The organism is Luteirhabdus pelagi (assembly GCF_016827595.1).
GTDB lineage: Bacteria > Bacteroidota > Bacteroidia > Flavobacteriales > Flavobacteriaceae > Luteirhabdus > Luteirhabdus pelagi.
In genome coordinates, this window is the sequence record NZ_JAECMS010000002.1 from 449924 (window position 1) to 473943 (window position 24020).

At 41.2% G+C, this 24020-nt stretch carries 23 protein-coding genes and 1 tRNA gene; 17 read left to right on the top strand and 7 right to left on the bottom strand.

Annotation, left to right across the window (positions count from 1 at the left end; genetic code table 11):
• Positions 1–39: 39 nt before the first annotated feature.
• Genes I4Q58_RS06870 through I4Q58_RS06880 form a run of 3 tightly spaced genes read right to left on the bottom strand, consistent with a single transcriptional unit; the run spans position 40 to position 4488 of the window.
• On the bottom strand, positions 40–1887 hold the full coding sequence (locus I4Q58_RS06870) for a M1 family metallopeptidase (RefSeq protein ID WP_203295568.1): 1848 nt from the start codon (positions 1885–1887) through the stop codon (positions 40–42).
• A 54-nt stretch (positions 1888–1941) separates the two neighbouring features.
• Complete coding sequence (locus tag I4Q58_RS06875) at positions 1942–3618, bottom strand: S8 family serine peptidase (RefSeq protein ID WP_203295149.1); 1677 nt, start codon at positions 3616–3618, stop codon at positions 1942–1944.
• Positions 3619–3624: 6 nt separating this feature from the next.
• Positions 3625–4488 carry an MBL fold metallo-hydrolase gene (locus tag I4Q58_RS06880; protein WP_203295151.1) on the bottom strand — a complete coding sequence of 288 codons (864 nt, stop codon included), beginning with the start codon at positions 4486–4488 and terminating at the stop codon, positions 3625–3627.
• Between the two features lie 224 nt (positions 4489–4712).
• Between I4Q58_RS06880 and I4Q58_RS06885 the strand changes: the two genes are divergently transcribed.
• The 3 genes from I4Q58_RS06885 (at position 4713) to I4Q58_RS06895 (ending at position 7193) form a co-directional block, all read left to right on the top strand.
• The gene (locus I4Q58_RS06885; protein ID WP_203295153.1) at positions 4713–6575 is read left to right on the top strand and encodes a cation:proton antiporter; all 1863 of its coding nucleotides are present in this window, start codon (positions 4713–4715) and stop codon (positions 6573–6575) included.
• Positions 6576–6607: 32 nt separating this feature from the next.
• Complete coding sequence (locus I4Q58_RS06890; protein WP_203295155.1) at positions 6608–6835, top strand: hypothetical protein; 228 nt, start codon at positions 6608–6610, stop codon at positions 6833–6835.
• Positions 6836–6926: 91 nt separating this feature from the next.
• Positions 6927–7193, top strand: coding sequence for a hypothetical protein (locus tag I4Q58_RS06895; RefSeq protein WP_203295156.1), 267 nt, complete (start codon positions 6927–6929; stop codon positions 7191–7193).
• An 81-nt stretch (positions 7194–7274) separates the two neighbouring features.
• On the opposite strand, the gene lepA is transcribed toward I4Q58_RS06895, so the two are convergent.
• On the bottom strand, positions 7275–9071 hold the full coding sequence (lepA, locus tag I4Q58_RS06900) for a translation elongation factor 4 (protein ID WP_203295157.1): 1797 nt from the start codon (positions 9069–9071) through the stop codon (positions 7275–7277).
• Positions 9072–9328: 257 nt separating this feature from the next.
• On the opposite strand from lepA, the gene I4Q58_RS06905 reads away from it, so the two are divergent.
• The 3 genes from I4Q58_RS06905 to dusB all read left to right on the top strand — a co-directional run bounded on the left by I4Q58_RS06905 (position 9329) and on the right by dusB (position 13297).
• Entirely contained in the window at positions 9329–11737 is a 2409-nt protein-coding gene (locus I4Q58_RS06905; RefSeq protein WP_203295158.1) for an outer membrane beta-barrel protein, read from the top strand.
• A gap of 54 nt (positions 11738–11791) precedes the next feature.
• Positions 11792–12199, top strand: coding sequence for a hypothetical protein (locus tag I4Q58_RS06910; RefSeq protein WP_203295159.1), 408 nt, complete (start codon positions 11792–11794; stop codon positions 12197–12199).
• A 105-nt stretch (positions 12200–12304) separates the two neighbouring features.
• A complete protein-coding gene (gene dusB, locus I4Q58_RS06915) occupies positions 12305–13297 on the top strand; it encodes a tRNA dihydrouridine synthase DusB (protein ID WP_203295160.1) in 993 nt (330 codons plus the stop codon).
• Between the two features lie 2 nt (positions 13298–13299).
• Here the strand turns inward: dusB and I4Q58_RS06920 are convergent, their stop codons facing one another.
• Entirely contained in the window at positions 13300–14505 is a 1206-nt protein-coding gene (locus tag I4Q58_RS06920; RefSeq protein ID WP_203295161.1) for an ABC transporter permease, read from the bottom strand.
• A gap of 2 nt (positions 14506–14507) precedes the next feature.
• Positions 14508–14903 carry a ribosome-binding factor A gene (locus tag I4Q58_RS06925; RefSeq protein WP_203295162.1) on the bottom strand — a complete coding sequence of 132 codons (396 nt, stop codon included), beginning with the start codon at positions 14901–14903 and terminating at the stop codon, positions 14508–14510.
• 60 nt (positions 14904–14963) lie between these two features.
• Here I4Q58_RS06925 and mce point away from each other — a divergent pair, with 60 nt between their 5' ends.
• On the top strand, positions 14964–15374 hold the full coding sequence (gene mce, locus I4Q58_RS06930; RefSeq protein ID WP_203295163.1) for a methylmalonyl-CoA epimerase: 411 nt from the start codon (positions 14964–14966) through the stop codon (positions 15372–15374).
• A 67-nt stretch (positions 15375–15441) separates the two neighbouring features.
• Positions 15442–15515: transfer RNA gene (locus I4Q58_RS06935), tRNA-Ile, on the top strand.
• A 397-nt stretch (positions 15516–15912) separates the two neighbouring features.
• Here I4Q58_RS06935 and I4Q58_RS06940 read toward each other — a convergent pair.
• A complete protein-coding gene (locus I4Q58_RS06940; protein ID WP_203295164.1) occupies positions 15913–16503 on the bottom strand; it encodes a riboflavin synthase in 591 nt (196 codons plus the stop codon).
• A 53-nt stretch (positions 16504–16556) separates the two neighbouring features.
• On the opposite strand from I4Q58_RS06940, the gene pdxA reads away from it, so the two are divergent.
• The 9 genes from pdxA to I4Q58_RS06985 all read left to right on the top strand — a co-directional run bounded on the left by pdxA (position 16557) and on the right by I4Q58_RS06985 (position 23953).
• Positions 16557–17621 carry a 4-hydroxythreonine-4-phosphate dehydrogenase PdxA gene (pdxA, locus tag I4Q58_RS06945; protein ID WP_203295165.1) on the top strand — a complete coding sequence of 355 codons (1065 nt, stop codon included), beginning with the start codon at positions 16557–16559 and terminating at the stop codon, positions 17619–17621.
• Between the two features lie 77 nt (positions 17622–17698).
• Positions 17699–18244, top strand: coding sequence for a YceD family protein (locus I4Q58_RS06950; RefSeq protein WP_203295166.1), 546 nt, complete (start codon positions 17699–17701; stop codon positions 18242–18244).
• An 8-nt stretch (positions 18245–18252) separates the two neighbouring features.
• The gene (rpmF, locus tag I4Q58_RS06955) at positions 18253–18450 is read left to right on the top strand and encodes a 50S ribosomal protein L32 (protein ID WP_203295167.1); all 198 of its coding nucleotides are present in this window, start codon (positions 18253–18255) and stop codon (positions 18448–18450) included.
• A 178-nt stretch (positions 18451–18628) separates the two neighbouring features.
• Positions 18629–19627 (top strand): beta-ketoacyl-ACP synthase III, encoded by a 999-nt coding sequence (locus tag I4Q58_RS06960; RefSeq protein ID WP_203295168.1) that lies wholly within the window; start codon positions 18629–18631, stop codon positions 19625–19627.
• A gap of 28 nt (positions 19628–19655) precedes the next feature.
• Complete coding sequence (gene accB / locus I4Q58_RS06965) at positions 19656–20156, top strand: acetyl-CoA carboxylase biotin carboxyl carrier protein (protein WP_203295169.1); 501 nt, start codon at positions 19656–19658, stop codon at positions 20154–20156.
• 77 nt (positions 20157–20233) lie between these two features.
• A complete protein-coding gene (accC, locus tag I4Q58_RS06970) occupies positions 20234–21586 on the top strand; it encodes an acetyl-CoA carboxylase biotin carboxylase subunit (protein ID WP_203295170.1) in 1353 nt (450 codons plus the stop codon).
• Positions 21587–21670: 84 nt separating this feature from the next.
• Entirely contained in the window at positions 21671–22792 is a 1122-nt protein-coding gene (locus I4Q58_RS06975) for an NAD(P)/FAD-dependent oxidoreductase (protein ID WP_203295171.1), read from the top strand.
• A 10-nt stretch (positions 22793–22802) separates the two neighbouring features.
• On the top strand, positions 22803–23498 hold the full coding sequence (mtgA, locus tag I4Q58_RS06980; protein ID WP_203295172.1) for a monofunctional biosynthetic peptidoglycan transglycosylase: 696 nt from the start codon (positions 22803–22805) through the stop codon (positions 23496–23498).
• Positions 23495–23953: a 3-oxoacyl-ACP synthase gene (locus I4Q58_RS06985; protein WP_203295173.1), complete on the top strand. Its 459-nt coding sequence runs from the start codon at positions 23495–23497 to the stop codon at positions 23951–23953. The genes mtgA and I4Q58_RS06985 overlap by 4 nt, the downstream gene beginning before the upstream one ends.
• The last annotated feature ends 67 nt before the right edge of the window (positions 23954–24020 follow it).

Consider the following 24020-nt stretch of genomic DNA (forward strand, 5'->3'; position numbering starts at 1 on the left):
ATTGGCTAGGAGGTCTTTCAACTTTTTTGATGGGAAAAATTATTCTGAATCCATTCCCCAGCTATTATTTTCTGGATTGATGTCGGCCATTCTATTAGTGGCATCGATCATCATGGTTTTTACGGTTTTGCCATTTGAAATCTCAAAATCGTAGGTTGGGTATGCCCAGGCCCAATCGGGTAGCACTGTCCATTTCATGTTTGGATATGGATTTGCTTTTTCAGCTCTTGCCATCTGCAACGGCATATGGAAAATTTCCTCCGAACCGTCTTCATAGGTTACATACAAATCGATTGGCATTGGCATGAGTCCGATACGCTCTAAGGTAATCGTAGTGGTATTTCCGGCGGTCTCAATACCCTTAATACCATAATCGATAGTGTTGGTGGTTTGGGTGAAATCGGTTAGGTACCAATCCAATTCAAAACCTGAAACCTTTTCCGCTACACGAATAAAATCGTTTGGTGTTGGGTGTTTGAAGGCCCACTCATCGAAATAACGATTGAGCGTTTTCTGAAGGTTTTCTTCTCCGATAACATACCCAAGTTGAGCCATAAACACGGCACCTTTGCTGTAGGCACTAATCCCGTAATTACGATTTGTGGCATAACGATCGGCATGGGTTGAAAGCGGCTGCTCCTGTCCACTCGTTGCTAAATAATTATAGCCTCGATACGAACCGCTAAACGGGTTTGGACTATTTTCATCCATTACCTCATTCATCGCTCTCGCAGAGATATAACTTGTAAAGCCTTCATCCATCCACTCATGTTTTGCTTCATTGGTAGCCAAAAGGAATTGGAACCAACTATGTGCGAGTTCGTGTGCTGTAACACCGACAAGGCTTCCAAATTTACGCTCTCCGGTAATTAAGGTACACATACCATATTCCATTCCGCCATCACCACCTTGAATCACGGAGTATTGCTTATAAGGATATTCCCCGATGTGTTCGTTGAAGAACTTCATCAGCTCTGCTGTTTTGGGTTGAAGGTTTTTCCAGTTTTCAATGATTTCTGGATTGTTTTTATAAAGAAAATGAAGGGTTACACCATTCGGTCCCTCATAGGTATCATGAATGTATTCATCATCGGCTGCCCAAGTGAAGTCATGTACATTTGGCGCTTTAAAGTGCCAGGTATACTTTCCGTTCTTTGGCTTCATATTTTTTAGCCCTTTGGGTCCGTAACCATGACCTACTTCCTCAGGGTTTTGAAGATAACCGGTACCCCCAACAGTATAATCGGCATCGATGGTCAATTTCACATCAAAATCGCCCCACACGCTATGGAATTCTCGTCCGATATACGGGTCGGCATGCCATCCTTGAAAATCGTATTCGGCCATTTTAGGATACCATTGTGTCATGGAAAGCGCTACCCCTTCTTCGTTATTGCGTCCACTACGTCTAATTTGAACAGGAACCTGTGCTTCCCATTCCATTTTAAACGTACTGCTTTCGCCTGGTTGAATCGGTTTGTTTAATGTCACTTCCAATACGGTACCGACCACTTCATATTCCAGTTTTTTTCCATCTTGGGTTAACTTTGATGGTTTGATGTATCCGATTTCAGAAGGTGAAAGTTTTGAAATGCGATCGCCTACGCGTCCGTCAGGATCGGCGATTGTTTTGGATCGTACGTCCATTTCACTTCCAGGTTGAAAAGCGTTGAAGTAAAGGTGATAAAAAACGCGGTCGAGTGTTTCCGGCGAATTATTTGTATATACTAGTTTTTGTTTTCCATCGTATTGGTAGGTTTCAACATCCATATCGATTTCCATCTCATAATCGACTTTCTGCTGCCAATACGAAGTATTGTTCTGGGCAACCATGGTAGTGGTTACCATAAGTGCCAAAAGAGTTTTAAGTACGTAATTCATAACCATTTCAGTTAAAAAAAGACCCGCCAAAAGGCAGGTCTTAAGAATTTAATATGTTTTTTAGTTTGCGCGCGACATCTTATCGGCCATGATCAATGCGTTGTATAGATTGACCATTTTTCCAGATTTCGAAACCTCGCCAAAAGGTTCTGTATTCGATTCGTCACCACCCAAAATAACGGTGTTTTTAGACGATAAACCAGAATCCATGATAATTTGCTTCACTTGAGGTGCCGAAAGATTTGGATATAGGGAACGAATGGTTGCTGCAACACCTGCAACTGCAGGAGAAGCCATAGACGTTCCTTGTAAGAATTCGTATGTGTCTAGGGGCGTAGTTGCCCAAATTTTCACACCCGGAGCGAACACGTCTACATTTGTTTTTCCATAATTGGAAAAGGAGGCTACCATTTCACTTCCGTAATCGTAGCTAAGGGCTCCGACGGTAAGAAAGTTATCTGAAATTTCAGCGCCAGTTCCCGATTGGTCGTTTGGATATACTTCACTTTCATCCAAATTAAGACCATCATTTCCTGCAGCGTTTACGATTAAAACATCTTTATCGGCTGCGTATCGAATGGCATCGCGAACCCATTCTGGATGTGGACTATAGTATTTTCCGAAGCTAGTATTTAAAACTTTAGCTCCATTATCAACCGCGTAGCGAATGGCAAGTGCGATATCCTTATCGTACTCATCGCCATCAGGTACGGCACGAAGCACCATAATTTCAACATTTTGGGCAACACCATCGATTCCGATACCATTATTGCGTTCTCCTGCAATAATACCGGCGACGTGGGTACCGTGACGCGCGTCTTCCTTCTTCACATCTGGTCCATCCACATCGTTATTTCCATAGTCGGTATCGGTGATATCATCTGGATCGTCACCTAAAACACTTCTAAAGTCTTTTTCAACATTGAAGTGTGTTGCCATACGACCTTCGAAGTATTCGATTCCACCCTCCAATTCTTCGATAACGCCGGGAACCGTGTCGGCGAAGTTCAACATTTGAGTAAGCATAGCGATTTGCTGTTGTTCTGCAGCCGTTGGATTTTCGATAGCCGCTAGTTCTTCAGCGTTATAATCTTCTTTTCCAAGTTTTGCACTCATGGCTTCATGTGCTGGTTTCAACTGAGCGATAATTTGCTCGTAACGAGCCTTATTACCCATGGCTTGTTGCTTTTCTTTTTCATACTCAGCCATCGCTTTTTGATACATTTCGAACTCTTCACGATTGGCAGCGCTGATGGAAGCTTCACTTTTGCCTTCATATTTAGGACCTAATTTCTTGATATAGCGAACAAACTCCATGTTTTCACCTACAATATCACCTAAAAAGTTCCATCCGTGGATATCATCTACATAGCCATTGTTATCATCATCTATATTGTTATTTGGAATCTCATCTTCATTTGTCCAAATAACATTTTTTAAATCTTCGTGTTCGATATCGACACCACTATCGATAACACCTACGATTACTGTCTGTCCCTTACGTGAGTTAAGAATTTCATTGTATGCTTTATCGGTACTCATACCTGGAATGGTATCCGTCATTAGGTCGGCAGCCGCCCAGCGCTCATATTGCGAATCGTTTAAGGGTGCCGTTTTTAATGGAACCGAATCGATATTTTCAATTGGCGTTGAAACAATTGGGGCTACGGAAGAGCCGCAACCAGCTAGTAAAACTGCAGCTGAAACTGCTAGAAAAGAAGTTTTTAAATAATTCATTTGTCGTTATTGATTAAATAATTCATCGAAGGTGAACACTTCATCTAAGCGAACCCCTTTATCTGTGTGTTTAACGGTAATTATATGATTGTGTGCGTCATGCTCTAAAAACAGATAGTATCCTTCATCGGCTGCGGTATTTAGAAATTTTTCCTTTTCCGGAAGCGTTAAAAGAGGACGTGTATCGTATCCAATCACAAACGGCAGCGGTAAATGTCCAGCCGTTGGAAGTAAATCGGCCATAAAGACCAATTTTTTACCTTGATAGTTAAGATGCGGGATCATTTGTTTATCGGTGTGACCATCTACAAACAAGATGCCGAAATCTAGAGGATTGATTTTTAAAAAATCATCATTAGGCGTATCGACAAATTTTAGCTGACCACTTTCCTCCATCGGGAGAATATTTTCCTTAAGAAAAGATGCTTTCTCTCTTCGGTTAGGTTCAGTAGCCCATTGCCAATGGTCCTTATTGCTCCAATAAGTTGCATTTTTGAAGGTGGTTTCGTAGCCTGTTCGGTCTTTATTCCATTGTACACTTCCGCCGCAATGGTCGAAGTGAAGGTGCGTCATAAAAACATCGGTAACATCATCGGGGTGAAATCCTTTCTTCTTTAAAGAACTTTCTAAGTCGTAATCGCCCCAACGATAGTAATAACCAAAGAACTTTTCGCTTTGCTTGTTTCCCATTCCCGTATCGATAAGAATTAGGCGATCGCCTTCTTCGATAAGCAGACAGCGCGCTGCCATATCGATCATATTGTTTTCATCGGCGGGATTGGTGCGCGACCATAAGGATTTGGGCACCACTCCAAACATTGCACCGCCATCTAACTTAAAATTTCCGGATTCGATAGGATATAATGTCATAGGTGTCGCAAATTACTAAAACTGCCCCATTTTTCGATACGTCTTAAGGGATTATTATGAAAAGCAATCATACGCATACCAGCGTATTAGTTTCTAGGTTGCGGTAAATGTTACACCGAAGTACCATAGATTTTGTTTCTGTTCTGGAACTGAAGGGCTCTTTCGATTTTGTTACTTATTTTTGAGGGAATCTAAATGTTTATATTTAACCAAACTTATTTTTCATGTTAGAACTGGCAGGGATTATCGTACTTGGTATTTTGGCGCAATGGGTAGCCTGGAAATTTAAAATCCCCGCCATTCTTCCGCTAATATTAATAGGTTTATTTGTTGGGCCTATTTCAACGTTACTTTCTGAAGATGGAAGTCAATGGATACAACCTATCTGGAATGGCGAAAAAGGATTGTTTCCCGGGGAAGGCCTTTTCTATTTTGTGTCGCTCGCTATTGGAATTATCCTTTTTGAAGGTGGACTAACACTACGAAGGGGTGAAATTTCCAAGGTAGGTCCAGTAATTGGAAAGCTTATCAGCCTTGGTTCGGCCGTAACCTTCATAGGAGCTGGTGTAGCCGCACATTACGTATTTGGATTAGATTGGCGTATTTCATTCTTGTTTGCTGCATTGATTATTGTAACCGGACCAACGGTCATAACGCCGATTCTTCGAAATATTCCGCTGAAGAAAGATGTTTCCGCCGTTTTGAAGTGGGAAGGTATCCTTATCGATCCTATCGGAGCTTTGGTAGCGGTATTGGTTTTCGAGTTTATCAGTGTAGAGGGCGATGCCGGTTTCACAAAGCAAGCGCTAGTTGAGTTCGGAAAGATTTTACTTATTGGGTTTTCCTTCGGAATAGCTGGAGGATACGCCTTGTATATCGCCATCAAGAAAAAATGGATTCCGCATTACCTTTTAAATGTAGTGGCGCTTTCTGTAGTCTTACTGATTTTTGTTGAAAGCGACCTCTTCGCCCATGAATCGGGACTGTTATCGGTAGTGGTTATGGGAATGTTTTTGGGAAATAGCGATCTGCCGAACTTAAAGGAATTGTTGTATTTCAAGGAATCCTTAAGTGTACTGCTTATTTCGATACTCTTTATTCTATTGGCGGCCAATATAGACTTACAGGACTTACTATTGGTCTATAATTGGAAGACGGCCATTTTGTTGGCCATTATCATTTTCTTCTTGCGGCCGTTGGGTGTCTTTTTAAGTACGGTAGGATCGACGTTGAAGACCAATGAAAAAATGTTTATCAGTTGGGTCGGACCTAGAGGTATCGTGGCAGCAGGTATCGCCTCTCTTTTTGGTACCAAATTGGTCAATCAAGGTGTTCCCGGAGCCGAATATATCACACCTCTTGTATTTGTTGTGGTATTGGTAACGGTATTGTTAAATGCCACCACGGCACGCTACTTTGCATCAATTGTTGGAGTTTTCTTGAAGTCGTCAGAAGGAATAGTAGTCATTGGCGCTTCAAAAGTTTCTAGATTGATCGGTACGTATCTGGAAAAAAATGGTCGCCATGTGGTATTGGTCGATACCAATCGTCTCAATATTGAAAAAGCAAAGGAACTTGGGCTTGAAGCTATTAATGCGAATATTTTCTCTGACGATTTAACCGACAATATCGAACTGAATGATGTTGGGTTCTTGTTGGCGATGACAGGAAACGATGAAATCAATAAGCAAGCCTTGACGCGTTTTGGTGATAGTTTGGGTGAAAATGGCTCCTATCGACTGATGAACAATCAAGAAATGAAAATTAAGGATAATGTCACGAATAAAAACTTGATCTCAAAAACCCACGATTACATAAAATTGACGGAAGTGGCACGCGAGTTTCCTTCCATACAGGAAATTTCGGTAGATACGCAGGAGAAGTTTCTGAAGCTATTGGGACATATTCAAAATGAATACAATGCCGTACCGCTGTTTTTAAAAGACGATACGAATGAAATATTTTTTATCGATAATCCAACGACCATGGAAGTTTCAGAAGGTTGTCAGTTAGTATACCTAGGTAAGCCAATCGACTTTGAAGATGTTGTTACAGCTACCAACGATACTGAAGAAGACATCGAATAATACGAAACATCAATCCTTTCCGTTAGTTCAATATGAAACTTCGATTTTTATCTTTCTGTATAGTAGTTGTTACAATCCTGTTTTCCTGTAGTGATGAGGAGAGTAGAAGCTGTACCTTTTGTAGCTCGGACCAAACCCCAGAATTCGAATTATGCCGTGAAGGAAACGGAAATGCCTCTGTGAATGGTGAGGATACCGGAACCGATTACGATGTGTACTTATCTGATCTTCAAGAGTCTGGTGTTAGTTGCGAGAATTAGTAACACTTTAGCATAAAATTAATCTATCGATATTTTTAATATTTTACATTAAATATGCATATTTGAAACTTTAACCGTAAAAATTTCAAGTATGAAGAATTTATTTTTTGTGTTTCTTTTAGTTCTTTCAGTTTCATTTACTGCATGTTCAGGAGATGACGATTCGAATGAGCCGAACTGTGAAGCACTTGCACAAGCCTCCGCTGATGCGGCTCAAGCATTTGGAGACGATCCTTCCACCGAAAATTGTGAGGAGTATCGCACTTCTCTTCAAGCAGCCTTGGACGCAGGGTGTTTCGAAGGTCAGAATGAAGCGCAAATTCAAGCAACACTTGATGCATTAGATTGTAGCAACTAATACCGTTGAAATAATAATGAGAAAAGGGAAGCGTATTTTACGCTTCCCTTTTTATTTTGATATTGGTATATGGTTTAACTTTTAGTCGTTCAGCTTTAGAACTGCCATAAAGGCTTCTTGTGGAATTTCAACATTTCCTACGGCACGCATTCGCTTCTTACCTTTTTTCTGTTTTTCAAGGAGCTTACGCTTACGGGAAATATCTCCACCGTAACATTTCGCCGTAACGTCTTTTCTCAAGGCTTTTACCGTTTCACGGGCAATAATTTTTGAACCAATGGCAGCTTGAATCGGGATATCGAACTGCTGACGCGGAATCAATTCTTTCAACTTTTCACACATCTTTTTTCCAATATCATAAGCGTTATCTCGGTGAAGCAGTGCCGATAATGCATCGACCGTATTTCCATTCAACAGTACATCTACTTTCACCAAATGCGATTCGCGCATTCCGATAGGAGAATAATCGAAGGAGGCGTAACCTCGTGAAACCGTTTTTAACCGATCATAAAAATCGAATACGATTTCCGCTAGCGGAAGATCGAAAGCTAATTCGACTCTTTCAGTAGTCAGATAAGTTTGATTTTTAATTTCCCCGCGCTTTTCAATACAAAGTGACATTACAGGTCCCACAAAATCTGACTTTGTAATAATGGTAGCATTGATATAGGGCTCTTCAACTCTATTCAACATGGAAGGCTCTGGTAAATCTGAAGGATTATTCACCAATATAACTTCATCGGGTTCGCTGTTTAGATAGGCGTGGTACGAAACGTTGGGAACGGTCGTAATCACGGTCATATCGAATTCGCGTTCCAATCGTTCCTGAATAATCTCTAAATGAAGCATTCCTAAGAAACCACAACGGAAACCGAAACCAAGTGCGGCAGAACTTTCTGGTTGAAATACCAAGGAAGCGTCATTAAGCTGAAGCTTTTCCATCGAGGCTCGCAGCTCTTCATAATCTTCGGTGTCTACTGGATAGATACCCGCAAATACCATAGGTTTTACGTCCTCGAAACCAGCAATCATATTGGTGGTAGGATTTTTGGCATCGGTAATGGTATCTCCCACTTTTACTTCACGCGCATCCTTGATGCCGGTAATAAGGTAGCCCACATCACCTGTTTTTATAACATCCTTTGGCTGCTGTTTTAACTTTAGCGTTCCTACCTCGTCGGCGTCATAACCTTTATTGGTAGCCATAAACTTAACGTGCTGCCCTTTGCGTATTTCTCCGTTCAAAACCCTAAAATAGGTTTCAACTCCTCGAAAAGGGTTGTATACCGAGTCGAAGATAAGGGCTTGTAGTGGTTCATCGGGATTTCCTTTTGGAGCAGGAATACGTTCGATGATGGCTTTCAGAATATCTTCGATTCCAAGCCCTGTTTTAGCGCTCGCAGGGATAACCTCTTCAGCATCGCAACCTAATAAATCGACTATATCATCGGTTACCTCTTCAGGATTTGCTGACGGGAGGTCAACTTTATTCAATACAGGAATAATTTCTAAGTCGTTTTCCAGCGCCAAGTATAAGTTTGAAATGGTCTGTGCCTGAATACTCTGCGCCGCATCTACTACTAATAAAGCGCCTTCACAAGCAGCAATACTGCGCGATACTTCATAGGAAAAGTCTACGTGTCCTGGGGTATCAATAAGGTTTAAGGTGTACGTTTCGCCTTCATAAACATAATTCATCTGTATAGCATGACTTTTAATCGTAATACCACGTTCACGCTCGAGATCCATGCTATCTAACAACTGTTCCTTTTTTTCACGGGCGGTTACCGTTGCTGTTGCATCAAGCAATCGATCGGCCAAGGTACTTTTACCGTGGTCGATATGGGCGATAATACAAAAATTTCGAATATTCTTCATAGTAACTTTTTCTACTCTAAACGGAGCAGTGTCCTTCTTTCAAAAATCCATCTTCCGTTCCGTCAATCCTCAATAATTTAGGTGGTTGACTTCCGTTGCAAATATAGCGTAAATAAATGCGATTGTATTATTTGTAAGTGATGATGGTTATATAATTTTTAGTATAAGCGAAAAATTCTACATATTTGTACAACGCTTTGAAATAAAGTGTATGTTTTTCGCTCCCCAATGCCGTTTGTAATAAACCTAACGTCCCCATGCGAAGATATCTTTTGCTTCTCGTCGTTGCCTTTATGGGCATATCCTCGTTTTCACAGGAATACGAAGTCTTTGGGGTGGTACATAAATCGGATGAAAATCCTCTTCCATTTGCATCTATACTAGTATATAAAGAAAACGAATCTGAACCATTTTTAGGTGTTACAACTGATGAGGAGGGGCAATTTGTGTTACAAGGCTTGCAGCAAGGAATTTATAAAATCGTATTTAGATATTTAGGCTTTCGTTCAGTTGAAAGGGATGTTTCGGTTCCTGAAACCTTGGATTTAGGCAGTATAGTTTTAAAAGAGGAGATTAAGAATCTTGATGAAACGGTCGTAAATGTTCGTCAGCCTAAAGTCAGGAAAGAGGCGGGCCGATTGGTTTTTGAAGTAGAAAACTCTTCGTTTTCAACGGGAAATACCTTCGACCTTTTGAAAAAAACACCAGGTGTACTTGTTATCGGCGAAAATATCCGGATTAAAAATAGACCCACTACAATTTACATTAATGGACGCCGTGTATACCTTTCTCCAAATGAAACAAATTCATTCTTACGAAATTTAGATGCCGCTATTATCAAATCGGTTGAGGTAATAACAAACCCTTCTGCTCAGTACGATTCGGATGCCAATACGATTCTTAATATCAATACCACCAAAGCATTAAGTCCAGGGTATAAGGGAGCTGTAAACGGAACCTATGAGCAAGGTATATTCCCGAAATATCAGTTCGGCACCAGCCACTTCTATAAGAACAATTGGCTTAACTTGTATGGAAGTTATAGCTTCAGTCCAAGAAAAGAGCAGAAAAAGGATGAGAATTACATTCGCTTTTTCAATCCTGACGGCACAACTAAAAGTTTTTGGGAAAGTGATTTTACGAGAATCACCCATAGCGATACCCACCAAGCGAATGCGTCTGCAGAATTTATGCTCGACGAGTCTAATTCCTTAGGGCTTTCAGCCTCTTTAGTATATGCTCCAGACAACACATTCGATAATTTTCAACGAAATGAGATATTCAGCGCCTCTAGAGAATTAGATTCGCTATTTCTCACAAATAGCGACGTACAAAAGGAACTCCAAAACCTTAACCTTCAAGCATCTTACCATCTCGATATTGGAGATAAGGGGGCGGCAATAGACGTTACAACCCAATATGTGGATTATTTTCACTCACAAGACCAACAATTGATGAGTGACTACTTTTCGCCAGATGGAACTTTTTTAAATCAAATTCGTTTTCATACCAATGCCGAACAGAATACACAGATTTTGACCGCCAAGGTAGATGGTGAAGTTTCCTTTTGGGGTGGGTCATTTATGGCCGGTTTAAAATATTCCGATATCGATACCGACAGTGGGCTCCGATTTTTCGATAATGCAAATAATAGTGAAGTCTTTGTGCCAATGCTTTCAGATGTATTTTTGTATTCTGAAAATATTGCAGCAGGTTACTTTACATTTGAAAAATCATGGTCCAAATGGGCCTTATCTCTTGGGCTACGCGGAGAATACACCGATATCGAGGGAGATTCGCAGGCATTAGGGGTGGTCAATACCCAACAATATTTTGAATTGTTTCCAACCCTTTCAGCTACATACAAAGCTGGTGACGACCACACTTTGGGAGCAGCCTACAAAAGATCTATTGAGCGTCCAAGATATGAAAGCTTAAACCCGTTTCGCTATTTCTTGAATGAGAACAACTTTAATCAGGGAAATCCCAATTTACTACCTTCCTTTGAGGATAAAATTAGTTTGAGCTATGGGTTTAAAAACAAATTTTTTATAGATGCCTATTTTCAAAAAATAGACAACGCATTGGAGTTGCTTACTTTTCAGGATAATGACGACATGAATTTACGGCAATTACATGCTAACTCCATTCAATTTCAGCAGTATAGTCTCGATTTTCAATATGTTTCCTATGTAACGAATTGGTGGTATTTAAGTGCTGTAACCTCTTTATTTCACCTAGAAAGTGAATTCTTCGCGCTGGAAAGTACTCCGTTAACGTATACGAACGAAACCTTTGGGTTTTATGGTCAATTATTTAGTAGACTAACACTTTCTAAGGATCGCAGTTGGACCTCCGACCTCTCGACAGTATATATTTCAAATTTTATCAGTGGCGCCACAGAATATAAGAATCAGTTTAACCTTTCATTCTCGGTTCGAAAATCGCTATGGAACGATCGAGGTAGTATTACCATAGGGGTCGATGATATTTTTAACACGAATAATGTCAGGGTACGTTCTCAATACTTTAATCAAGATAATTCCTATTTTGCCAGACCGGAGTCTCGCTTATTTAGAGTTGGCTTCACCTATTCCTTCGGAAATACTAGTTTAGAGAACACCAATCCAAACGTAAGTTCAGAAGAAGAAAATCGATTAAAATAATAGTAAAATGTGCAACCTACTTACTCCCAATTCAAAACAACTCAAATTTATATCATGAAAAAATTACTATTACTATTTTTAGTGACTTCATCTTCACTTATTACTTCTTGTTCGAACGATGATGACGCTAAGGAACAAACAACTACTCAAGCAACCTTACTCTTAAGAACAGCGCAGCAAGAACCTGTGGACGGTATTGTTGTATATGCATACGATGAAGATACGTGGCAGCTACTTGGAGATGATCCGATGTTTGCTGTTGGACAAGCCGCCTCCAATTCAGAGGGACAAGCAATTTTTGAAAGTTTGGACTATCCTACCGTTTTTAACGATATTAATAATTTTCAGAATACCTTCCGCTTTTCAGCACATTATCAGATTAACGGAAATCCAACCACGAAAGTGAAAGCAATAACTATTTCACAGGGCGACGATATTACTGAAACAATCATTTTGGATTAAGTTAGAAGCACATTTTACAAAGGGATACCCTTCTTGATAGTACAAGAGGGGTATTTTATTTCATACTAGGAATTAACACCGTAGAAATTTATTTAATTTTGCAGCATGGCGAAAATTGGATCAATAGATGTAGGAGCGTTTCCACTGTTGCTTGCTCCCATGGAGGATGTAAGCGACCCACCATTCCGTGCCCTATGTAAGGAACAAGGAGCCGATGTGGTGTATACCGAGTTTATCTCTTCGGAAGGACTTATTCGTGATGCTGCTAAAAGCGTCATGAAATTAGATATTTACGAAAAGGAACGACCTGTAGGCATTCAAATTTTCGGCGCAAACCTCGAATCGATGCTACAAAGTGTTGAAATCGTTGAAGCCAGCGGACCCGATATCATCGATATTAATTTTGGTTGTCCGGTGAAGAAGGTCGTCAGTAAAGGAGCCGGTGCCGGTATTTTAAAGGATATCGACCTAATGGTTTCCCTTACGGAAGCAATGGTAAAGCATACCAAATTACCCGTAACTGTAAAGACACGATTGGGCTGGGACCACGATAGTATTAAGATTGTAGAAGTAGCGGAAAGATTACAGGACGTAGGTTGCCAGGCAATTTCGATCCATGGAAGGACAAGGGCGCAGATGTATAAAGGTGATGCCGACTGGCGACCGATAGCTGAAGTAAAGAATAATCAGCGGATGCATATTCCCGTCTTTGGAAATGGCGACGTAAATACACCGGAACGTGCGGTGGAAATGCGTGACGAATATGGATTGGATGGCGCTATGATCGGACGAGCGAGTATTGGATATCCATGGTTTTTTAAAGAAGTGAAGCATTTTATAAAAACCGGAAAGCACCTTCCGCCACCTACCATGCAGGAAAGAGTGGATGCCGCTAGACGTCACCTTCAAATGTCGATCGACTGGAAAGGTGAAAAACTAGGCGTTTTGGAAACCCGACGCCATTATACCAACTATTTCAAAGGAATTCCACACTTTAAGGAGTATCGCATGAAGATGGTAACCAGCGATGATAGTGCTGATGTGTTTGCGGCCTTCGATGAGGTGTTGGAAAAATTTGGCGACCATCAATTCGCCTAAATCTATCGTATTAACTTTTTACGAACTCTACTAGACGCAATTTTTGAAGCGATGAAACCAAGAACGGTAATCGTTCCAAAAACAATTAAAACATTTGTGGCTTTTAATTTTACAGGATAAGGCAAGGAAGCGGTAATGTTCACGAATTCGAACTGAAGTTGTGCAAGCACCAATAATACCCCAATAAAAATTCCTAACACCCCACCCAAGGTAGTCATCAATGTTCCTTGAAGTAAAAAGATTCTTCGTATCTCGGGTAAAGTAGCCCCCAGATTGTATAGTGTTTTTATGTTCTTTCGCTTATCTAGAATCATCATAATGATAGATCCGATTACGTTGAAAAGCGCGATAATTAATACTAATGTGAAAATAAGATATACCGCAATATTTTCGGTATTCAACATTTTATAGAGTGCGTCATTTTGCTGAATCCGATTTAAAATTTCAATATTCGAGCCTAAGACCTTTTGAAGAGAGTTGCGGACATCATTTTCATCGGCACCTGCTTCCAGCTTAATGGAAACCGAAGAGTATTCGTTCTCTTCTAAGTTCAACAAATCGCGAGCGAGGTCAATTTCACTAAAGACATATTTTCCGTTTAAGTCTTCATTTACATCATAAATACCCGAAACCACCACATTTTGTTTGCTGAAGGCACTGGAAAGATCGGTTGCTAATATTTGCCCTTTACCAGGCTTTGGCACATACAGTTCCAAAAATGAATTATAATCCTGCATGCCCAAAGAAAGTTTGGCTGCAATATTATACCCCACGAACACTTCGTTTTTATCCTCGGCAAACCAACGACCGGCAAATAAAATACTATCGGAGGGATTCACATCATTGTAGCGATCATCCACTCCTTTTATAAAAGCAATATGGCTCTTTCCGTTGTACTGAAGAAAAACGCGCTCTTCAATAACTTTGGAATAAGCAACTATTCCGTCAATGTCGGCAAGATTCGATACCTGTTCCTCGCTTAATGATAGTGTTTTTCCCGATTGTGGCAGTACCTTTAAATCGCTATCGAAGACATTGGTAAATTGTAAGCTGAAATCCTTCAATCCAGAGAAACCGGATAAAACCACAAATAGTGCAAGTGCTCCTACAATAACACCCAACGCGGCGATGCTCGCAATAATATTAATGGCATTATTGGAGCTTTTGGTAAAAAGATACCGCTTGGCGATGTAGAGCGGAAAGTTCACCCTTAGGACTTTTTACGTTTGTCCAATAAGTCCGGATTGTCGATTGGGTTTTCCCCTTTTTTTACCGCTTTTTCGATGTTTTCGATGTACTCCATCGTATCATCGTTGTAAAAAATAAGGTCTGGCATCTTTCGTAATTGATGCTTCGTAAGCTGTGCGACCTCATGTTTAATCTTTGGAGTCAATTCTTTGAGCTCCTTGATAAGATCGTTTGCTTTTTGTGGAGGGAAAACGCTAACGTACGCCTTCGCAATCGACAGATCGGCAGTTACGGTTACCTTCGAGACTGTCAAAATTGTATTCAACTGCCCCGAGGATCGCAACAATTCCTGCAATACTTTGGCCAAATCGTTTTGTAAAACGCCTGCGATTTTCTTCTGTCTGTTACTTTCTGTCATATTGCAAAAATAGCATAATCCTATTTGTTATTTTTGAAACCGATAAAAAGAGTCGATACTATGTTAGATAAAATTGAACATCTTGGCATTGCCGTTACCGATATTGAAGCGGCAAATAAAGTATATACTGCGCTTTTAGGAGTTGAACCCTATAAGGAAGAAGTGGTTGAAAGCGAAGCGGTAACCACCTCTTTTTTCAAGTGTGGTGAAAGCAAAATAGAATTGCTGCAAGCGCAAAACCCCGATAGTGCGATCGCGAAATTCATAGAAAAAAGAGGAGAGGGAATCCATCATGTCGCTTTTTCCGTAACTAATATTGAAGCAGAGATCCAGCGATTGGAGAAAGAAGGGTTTCAAATATTGAATAAAATCCCAAAAAGAGGTGCCGATAACAAATTGGTAGCCTTCCTTCACCCAAAGTCATCCCACGGGGTGTTAGTCGAGCTTTGCCAGGAAATCGATGCAGGATAAGGCCTTGCCATAATTTAAGGTATTTTGTTTGCAGTATGTTTAAAACGTTTTACATTTGCAAACCGTCGGTCCCATAGCTCAGCTGGTTAGAGCACCTGACTCATAATCAGGGGGTCCTTGGTTCGAGCCCAAGTGGGACCACAAATATTTTTGAAGTATATTGCTTCGAATATTTTTTGACATGAAAGAAGTGGAGGGTAATTTTTAAAGTTCGTGAATCCCTTGATTTATATACTAAATTTTGGATTTTCACGTTTTTAATTGTTTGATAAAGAATAGTTTTCTTTGCTGTTAAAAAAAATTTAGTACATTAGCCACTTAATTATGCGACCCCAAATCGTAACATTAATAACCTTCGCACTCATTTTATTAAATGGTGCCACGTCTATGGGACAGTCTATGACAGACAATCAGTCCGGCCCCCCGCCACCTGATAGTCAGCGACTACCCCCACAAGGCCCTATTGACGATTTTATTCTTCCCGCCTTGTTCTTCGGAATTGTTTTAGGTATTTACTTTCTGTATAAAAACAGAAAAACTATAAATATCCGCTCATAAGGCGCTGCACGTATTTTCCAATTACATCAAATTCAAGATTAACAGTATCTCCTACACTTAAGTGTTTGAAATTCGTGTGCTCATAGGTATACGGAATAATCGCAACGCTAAACTCTCCATCCTTTGATCCAACTACCGTAAGACTAACACCGTTTACGGTAATAGAACCTTTTTCAACCGTAATGTTTTGCTTACTGCCTTTATAGATGAACGTAAATACCCAGCTCCCATCTTCCTCACGAATCTGCTTGCACGTAGCGACCTGGTCTACATGACCCTGTACCAAATGGCCGTCCAAACGCGCCCCATATTGCATGGCACGCTCTAAGTTAATAAGATCTCCTATATTCAGTCTTCCTAAATTCGATTTTTCCAGGGTTTCTTTAATGGCGGTAACCGTATAGGATGTGTCCTGTTGCGACGTAACGGTAAGGCAAACACCATTGTGCGAAACACTCTGGTCTATTTTCAATTCGCCAGCCATTTCACTACTAATGGTGAAATGTACATTGCTGCCTTCCTCTTCGCATTTGACTATCCTTCCAACAGCTTCAATTATTCCTGTAAACATGCTTATTTTGGTTACATTTGTGAAGCAAAAATAACCATTTAAAGACTATCGTAATGGGTAAGAAGGAAAGAACTATCGTCGGCATATCGGTAGGAGATCTAAACGGTATCGGAGGGGAAATCATCCTCAAGACATTTTCCGATACACGAATGTTGGATTTCTGTACGCCTATCATTTTTGCCTCCGTAAAATTGATGTCGCACTACAAGAAAGTTCTTAACCTTAATGTCAGCCTCCACGGTATCGATAGTCTCGATAAAATAGCCCATAAAAAAGTAAATGTCATCAATAGCTGGAAAGATCAGGTGGAGGTTTCCTTGGGCAAAGAAGATCCATCGCTTGGTAAATACGCTATTCAATCGTTTAAGGAAGCGGTAGAAGCTCTTAAAAACAAAAATATTGATGTCCTTGTCACAGCACCTATCCATAAATCGAATGTACAATCAGAATCCTTCAGTTTCCCTGGTCATACCGATTACTTGGCAAAGGAACTAAAGGGCGATAGTATGATGCTTATGATTTCGCGCGGACTAAAAGTGGGACTGCTCACCGATCATGTGGCTGTAAAAGACGTCGTTAAGAATATTACGCCTGAACTGATCGAAAAAAAACTAAATAGCCTTAACAATACCCTCAAACAGGACTTCGGTGTTCGCAAGCCTAAAATAGCAGTGCTGGGGATCAACCCTCACACCGGCGATAACGGGGTCATTGGCGATGAAGATGATACCGTGATGCGTCCAACGCTCGATAACTTACGAGACAAAGGAATGCTCGTGTTTGGTCCCTACGCCGCCGATAGTTTTTTCGGCTCCGGAAACCATGAAAATTTTGATGCCATTATCGCTTCCTACCACGACCAGGGACTTATTCCTTTTAAAACATTGGCATTTGGACGCGGGGTTAATTTTACTTCAGGATTGAATCGTGTACGTACCTCACCAGATCACGGAACCGCCTTCGATATTGCGGGAAAGAATAAAGCTAATTATGAATCGTTTAAAGAAGCGGTTTTCAGTGCCATTGCAATTTATAAGAAACGAAAGGAATACCGAAAACTGACCAAGAATCCGTTGGAAACCAATCAGAAAAGGCCAAATTCAAAAAAGAAAGGCTAAACCATTTTGGAATAAAATAATTTTTTATCTTTGCACCCGCCTTTCGATAAAGGAAGGTATGGGAAATTGGTGTGAGCATGAAGGAATTGAAAGAATTTACTATCCCCTTCGTGGGATTGAAAATTGGGGAGCACCGGTTCGATTACACAGTGAAATCCCCGTTCTTTGAACATTTTGAGTATGACGAGTTCAATGATGCCGATGTTTCGGTTGAACTATTATTGGTGAAGAAAGCCACGCTTCTGGAAATGGAGCTTAGTTTCGACGGAACGGTAAACGTGAACTGCGACCTAACAAATGAACCCTACGATCAGCCTATTGAAGGTACCTATCGTTTTGTGGTGAAGTTTGGTGAAGAAAACGGTAACGAGGATGAAGATATTATCATCTTACCACACGGCAGTCATGAAGTGAACTTTCAGCAACAGCTGTATGAATCTATCGTATTGGCCATTCCAGCCAAAAAAGTACACCCAGGGGTGGAAGATGGTTCCTTACAGAGCGACATACTGAAAAAACTAGAAGAATTAACACCCAAGTCGAATGACGAAAAAAGTTCTGACGACTCGGATGAAACAGATCCCAGATGGGACAAATTGAAAAACTTATTAACGGATAAATAACGATAGAGATGGCACATCCTAAAAGAAAAACCTCGAAAACAAGAAGGGACAAAAGGAGAACTCATTACAAAGCAACGGCTCCTACCATCGCTAAGGACCCTACCACGGGTGAAGCGCATTTGTTCCACCGTGCCCATTGGCATGAAGGAAAACTTTATTACCGCGGACAGGTAGTAGTAGATGCTACCGAAGAAGTGGAAGCATAGTATTTCTTAGAGAAACGATATTCAACTCTCACATTTTAGCAATGTGGGAGTTTTTTTATTTTTTTAACGCTTCAAATTGGCAAAAACGGAGTGTTTTCAACCTTTTTTTGTCGAAATTTTAGTAATTTTCATTTCCTTTGGGGCGTCGAAACGTCCACATTGAATATAATACGTTTTTATGAGTAAAATCACAGCAGCTATTACCGCTGTCGGGGGATATGTTCCAGACTATGTTCTTACCAATAAGAAGCTGGAGGAAATGGTCGATACCAATGATGAATGGATTACTACCCGAACCGGAATTAAAGAGCGCAGGATTTTAAAGGATTCAGATAAAGGAACATCTTATTTGGCTATTCAAGCTGCTAAGGAGTGTCTTAAAAAGAACAATACAGATCCAAAGGATATCGACCTTGTCATAATGTCCACAGCGACACCCGATATGCCCGTTGCGGCCACTGGCGTTTATGTTGCCTCCCAGATTGGAGCCATAAACGCTTTTTCATATGACCTTGTGGCTGCCTGTTCAAGTTTCCTATACGGGATGTCTACAGCAGCCAGCTATATCGAATCCGGTCGCTACAAAAAAGTATTGCTGATCGGTGCCGATAAAATGTCATCCATTATCGATTACGAAGACCGTGCTACCTGTATCATTTTTGGTGATGGAGGTGGAGCAGTATTGTTTGAACCTTCGGAAGAAGGCTATGGCGTACAGGACGAATTTTTGCGTTCCGATGGAATCGGTCGCCAAAGCTTAAAGATTGATGCCGGCGGTTCGTTGATGCCTGCCTCTGCTGAAACAGTTGCAAATAAGCAACACTTTGTATTTCAAGATGGAAAAACGGTCTTTAAGTTTGCCGTTTCCAATATGGCCGATGTTAGCGCCAAGATCATGCAACGCAATAACTTGTCTGCAGACGATGTAAATTGGTTAGTACCACATCAGGCGAACAAAAGAATTATCGATGCTACGGCCAAACGTATGGGCCTAGACGACGAAAAAGTTATGATGAATATTCATAAATATGGTAATACGACTTCAGCTACCCTGCCCCTTTGCTTGGTCGATTACGAATCCAAATTAAAAAAAGGGGACAACCTCGTATTCGCTTCCTTTGGAGGCGGATTTACATGGGGCGCCGTGTATGTAACATGGGCCTACGATTCAAAATAAATTCTAAGAAAACAGAAAACCGATCAATATGGAATTAAAGGAAATTCAAAACCTGATTAAATTCGTGGCGAAGTCCGGTGCCAGCGAAGTAAAGTTGGAAATGGATGATGTAAAAATCACCATCCGAACAGGTTCAGACGATAAGAAAGGCGAAACTACGTATATCCAACAAGTTCCCGCCATGCAAGCTGCTCAACCTGCCGCCGCACCACAACAACCGGCTGCACAGCCCGAGTCTAAACCAACCACTACGGAAAGTGCTGGAACCTCTGAAAGCGATGATTCCAAGTATATAACCGTGAAATCGCCCATCATTGGAACGTTCTACCGCAAACCTGCGCCAGAAAAGCCAGTGTTTATTGAAGTAGGCGATACCGTGAAGGAAGGTGACGTACTTTGTGTGATCGAAGCGATGAAACTCTTCAACGAAATTGAAAGCGAAGTATCCGGTAAGATCGTAAAGGTTTTGGTAGACGATGCTTCTCCAGTAGAATTCGACCAACCGCTGTTCTTGGTAGACCCTTCTTAAGTACTACCCTTTAACGCGAAAGCCGAAGGAATGTGTGAAGCATTCCTCGGAAATACTAATCGTTAAGATAGAAAGCTATGTTTAAAAAGATATTGATTGCCAATAGGGGAGAAATCGCACTTCGCGTTATTCGAACCTGCCGCGAGATGGGAATTAAGACTGTTGCGGTCTATTCCAAAGCAGATGAAGAAAGCCTCCACGTGCGTTTTGCCGATGAGGCTGTTTGTATTGGGCCTGCCCCAAGTAGTGAAAGCTATTTAAAAATGGCGAATATTATCGCCGCTGCTGAGATTACCAACGCCGATGCTATTCACCCGGGATATGGATTTCTTTCAGAGAATGCGAAATTCTCGAAAATATGTGAAGAACATAATATCAAATTTATAGGGGCCTCACCCGAAATGATCGAAAAGATGGGCGATAAGGCCACTGCAAAAGCCACTATGAAGGCTGCAGGGGTTCCTTGTGTACCAGGAAGCGAAGGCGTAATCCCCGATTTCGAAACATGTAAGAAAGTTGCGAAGGAAACAGGCTATCCTGTTATGCTAAAAGCTAGCGCCGGTGGCGGTGGTAAAGGAATGCGTGCCGTTTGGAAAGAAGAAGACCTTGAAGATGCCTGGGAATCGGCTCGTAAGGAAAGTAAAGCAGCCTTCGGAAACGACGATATGTATATGGAAAAGCTTATCGAAGAGCCTCGCCATATCGAAATCCAAATCGTTGGCGATAGCACAGGAAAAGCGTGTCACCTTAGTGAACGCGATTGCTCCATTCAGCGTCGACACCAGAAATTGACAGAAGAAACCCCAAGTCCGTTTATGACGAAAAAACTTCGTAAGGATATGGGTGAAGCGGCTGTTCAAGCTGCCGAATATATTAAATATGAAGGTGCCGGTACCGTTGAATTCTTAGTCGACAAACACCGCAACTTCTACTTTATGGAAATGAATACCCGTATTCAGGTGGAGCACCCGATTACGGAACAGGTAATCGATTTCGATTTGATCCGCGAACAGATTTTAGTGGCTGCGGGCGTACCGATTTCAGGAAAGAACTATACGCCAAACCTTCATTCTATCGAATGTCGAATCAATGCAGAAGATCCGTATAACAACTTCCGTCCGTCGCCAGGGAAGATTACAGTCTTACATGCTCCGGGAGGTCACGGCGTTCGCTTGGATACGCATGTGTACGCAGGATACAGTATTCCGCCAAACTATGACTCGATGATTGCTAAATTGATTACCACGGCACAAACACGTGATGAGGCTATCAATAAAATGAAGCGTGCATTAGATGAATTCGTAATCGAAGGAATCAAAACAACAATTCCGTTTCACCGTCAGTTGATGGACGATCCAGCATATGTAAAAGGCGATTATACCACTGCGTTTATGAATACCTTTCAAATGCAAGAACCAGAAGAAGAGTAATTAGTCTTCCTAAATCTTATAAAAAGCACCAAGATTGAGCAGATTCCTGTGAAATTGGTGCTTTTTCTTTATACTTTTCTACCTATGAACCTATCTTTTTGGGAACGACAAACCTGGTTACACGAAATCGACTACGCTATTGTTGGCAGCGGTATCGTGGGCCTAAATTGTGCGCTAGAACTTCGTAAACAACATCCGAACGCTAAGATTGTAATTTTTGAAAGAGGAATACTACCCAGCGGTGCCAGTACGAAAAATGCAGGTTTCGCCTGCTTTGGAAGTGTTTCGGAAATGCTGGATGACCTCAATTCGCATTCAGAGGAGGAAGTCATAGCATTGGTGAAGGAGCGCGTTTCGGGTCTTCAATTACTTCGGAATACCCTGGGCGATACAACTATCGATTACCAATGTCATGGTGGGTATGAAGTATTTTTGAAGAAGGATGCCACTTTGTTCGAGCAATGCAAACACCAAATGCCATATATCAATGAATTGATGAAGGAGGTGTTTGAAGATAAAGAACCTATCTTTTCATTGAAGAAAGATGATTTTGGTTTTCAGAATACACATGATCAATTGCTTTTTAATCGATTGGAAGGACAATTGGATACAGGGAAGATGATGCGCGCTTTGTTGAAGAAAGCTTCAGAAAATGATATTCTTATTTTGAATAGTTGTGAAGTTACCCGACTTCAACCCGTGGAAGGCACATTAACGATAAACGATACGGAAACCCTTCACCCCAAAAAAATATGCATTGCGACCAACGGTTTTGCAAAGCAGTTGTTTTCAGAAGAAGTGAAACCAGCGAGAGCACAGGTACTCATTAGCAAACCGATTCCCAATTTGGCAATCAAGGGAACATTTCACCTAGATAAAGGGTACTACTATTTCCGAAATATCGGCGATCGATTGTTATTTGGTGGAGGTCGAAATCTTGACTATAAAGGTGAAGAAACCACCGAAATGGCGCTAACTGAAACCATTCAACAGCAATTGGAACAGCTGTTGAAACATACGATACTACCGGAAATTCCGTTTGAAATAGAGCAACGCTGGAGCGGAATTATGGGAGTTGGCGACCAAAAGAAACCCATCCTAAAACAACTAGCACCCACCGTGTATTGTGGGGTGCGATTGGGAGGCATGGGCGTTGCCATCGGATCGGCAGTGGGAAAGAAATTAGCTGAATTGACCTCACCCTAATCAAACCAACATGCTAAAAAGGCTTTTCAAATTTTTATTTAAAACACTTTTATGGTTTTTATTATTGACGGTGTTATGGGTTATTGCCTACACCTTTGTACCCGTTCCCTACACTCCCTTGATGGCCATTAGAAGTTTTCAGGCCGAATCGGATCAATTTGAGACCAAACACGATTGGGTACCGCTTTCGGAAATATCGGTCAACCTTCAAAAAGCAGTGATTGCAGCCGAGGACCAGCAGTTTATTTCGCATGATGGCTTTGACTATAAAGCGATTGAAAAAGCCTACGCGGCGAATAGAAAAGGGAAGCGATTGCGAGGCGGAAGTACGATTTCACAACAAACCGCGAAGAACGTATTCCTCTGGCCTGAAAGAAGTTGGCTTCGAAAAGGATTGGAAGCCTATTTTACCGTTTTAATTGAATTTTTTTGGAGCAAGGAACGGATTCTGGAAGTATATTTGAACAGTATTGAAATGGGAAATGGAGTGTATGGAGCAGCGGCTGCTGCAAACCATTGGTTTGGGAAATCGGCCGCCAACCTTACCGCTTACGAAGCAGCCGCCATAGCAGCAATTTTGCCTAATCCAAGGAATTATAAAGCAGCGCCGGCGTCCACCTATATTCAACAACGAAAAAATTGGATTGTGAAACAAATGAATAATTACGGCGTCTTGCGGTTTACCAAAGAAGACGAAAAAGAATGAAAGCGAAAGAATTAAAATCAGCCTTATTACAAAAGTGCCAGGAAGCACTCGAAAAACGATACCACACTGTTAAGTCGCACATTAAGGATATCGAGGAATCCCTGTTGGAAGAATCGAAGAACACCTCTGGCGATAAGCATGAAACGGGCCGAGCCATGCTTCAAATTGAGCGGGAAAATGCTGGAAAACAACTTCAGGAAATCGAACGGGAACGAGATTTTTTAAAGCGCATCGATATCAATACCAATTCCGATTATGCACGTTTGGGTAGCTTGGCGCATACCGATAAGGCTACTTACTTTATCAGTAGTTCTATAGGTGCCGTACCCATTGGAAACACTACCTATTATTGCGTCGCATATTCCTCCCCTATAGGACAATTACTTTCTGGAAAGAAAAAAGGCGATTCCTTTAGCTTTCAAGATAAATCGTTCACTATTTCTTCCATACGATAACAATACTACTAAAGTCTTATTAAAGCCTGCGTTAAAGGCCGTTAAGGTGGATGCCAAAACCATGTGT

Excerpts from the sequence above, each read along its gene's own strand:
- mce (WP_203295163.1), top strand. The coding sequence starts at position 14,964 with ATGTTAGATAAAATTGAACATCTTGGCATTGCCGTTACCGATATTGAA.
- I4Q58_RS06905 (WP_203295158.1), top strand. The coding sequence starts at position 9,329 with ATGCGAAGATATCTTTTGCTTCTCGTCGTTGCCTTTATGGGCATATCC.
- I4Q58_RS06875 (WP_203295149.1), bottom strand. The coding sequence starts at position 3,618 with ATGAATTATTTAAAAACTTCTTTTCTAGCAGTTTCAGCTGCAGTTTTA.
- I4Q58_RS06985 (WP_203295173.1), top strand. The coding sequence starts at position 23,495 with ATGAAAGCGAAAGAATTAAAATCAGCCTTATTACAAAAGTGCCAGGAA.
- I4Q58_RS06870 (WP_203295568.1), bottom strand. The coding sequence starts at position 1,887 with ATGGTTATGAATTACGTACTTAAAACTCTTTTGGCACTTATGGTAACC.
- I4Q58_RS06975 (WP_203295171.1), top strand. The coding sequence starts at position 21,671 with ATGAACCTATCTTTTTGGGAACGACAAACCTGGTTACACGAAATCGAC.
- mtgA (WP_203295172.1), top strand. The coding sequence starts at position 22,803 with ATGCTAAAAAGGCTTTTCAAATTTTTATTTAAAACACTTTTATGGTTT.
- I4Q58_RS06885 (WP_203295153.1), top strand. The coding sequence starts at position 4,713 with ATGTTAGAACTGGCAGGGATTATCGTACTTGGTATTTTGGCGCAATGG.
- pdxA (WP_203295165.1), top strand. The coding sequence starts at position 16,557 with ATGGGTAAGAAGGAAAGAACTATCGTCGGCATATCGGTAGGAGATCTA.
- I4Q58_RS06880 (WP_203295151.1), bottom strand. The coding sequence starts at position 4,488 with ATGACATTATATCCTATCGAATCCGGAAATTTTAAGTTAGATGGCGGT.
- rpmF (WP_203295167.1), top strand. The coding sequence starts at position 18,253 with ATGGCACATCCTAAAAGAAAAACCTCGAAAACAAGAAGGGACAAAAGG.
- I4Q58_RS06895 (WP_203295156.1), top strand. The coding sequence starts at position 6,927 with ATGAAGAATTTATTTTTTGTGTTTCTTTTAGTTCTTTCAGTTTCATTT.
- lepA (WP_203295157.1), bottom strand. The coding sequence starts at position 9,071 with ATGAAGAATATTCGAAATTTTTGTATTATCGCCCATATCGACCACGGT.
- I4Q58_RS06910 (WP_203295159.1), top strand. The coding sequence starts at position 11,792 with ATGAAAAAATTACTATTACTATTTTTAGTGACTTCATCTTCACTTATT.
- dusB (WP_203295160.1), top strand. The coding sequence starts at position 12,305 with ATGGCGAAAATTGGATCAATAGATGTAGGAGCGTTTCCACTGTTGCTT.
- I4Q58_RS06950 (WP_203295166.1), top strand. The coding sequence starts at position 17,699 with ATGAAGGAATTGAAAGAATTTACTATCCCCTTCGTGGGATTGAAAATT.
- I4Q58_RS06940 (WP_203295164.1), bottom strand. The coding sequence starts at position 16,503 with ATGTTTACAGGAATAATTGAAGCTGTTGGAAGGATAGTCAAATGCGAA.
- I4Q58_RS06925 (WP_203295162.1), bottom strand. The coding sequence starts at position 14,903 with ATGACAGAAAGTAACAGACAGAAGAAAATCGCAGGCGTTTTACAAAAC.
- I4Q58_RS06960 (WP_203295168.1), top strand. The coding sequence starts at position 18,629 with ATGAGTAAAATCACAGCAGCTATTACCGCTGTCGGGGGATATGTTCCA.
- I4Q58_RS06890 (WP_203295155.1), top strand. The coding sequence starts at position 6,608 with ATGAAACTTCGATTTTTATCTTTCTGTATAGTAGTTGTTACAATCCTG.
- accB (WP_203295169.1), top strand. The coding sequence starts at position 19,656 with ATGGAATTAAAGGAAATTCAAAACCTGATTAAATTCGTGGCGAAGTCC.
- accC (WP_203295170.1), top strand. The coding sequence starts at position 20,234 with ATGTTTAAAAAGATATTGATTGCCAATAGGGGAGAAATCGCACTTCGC.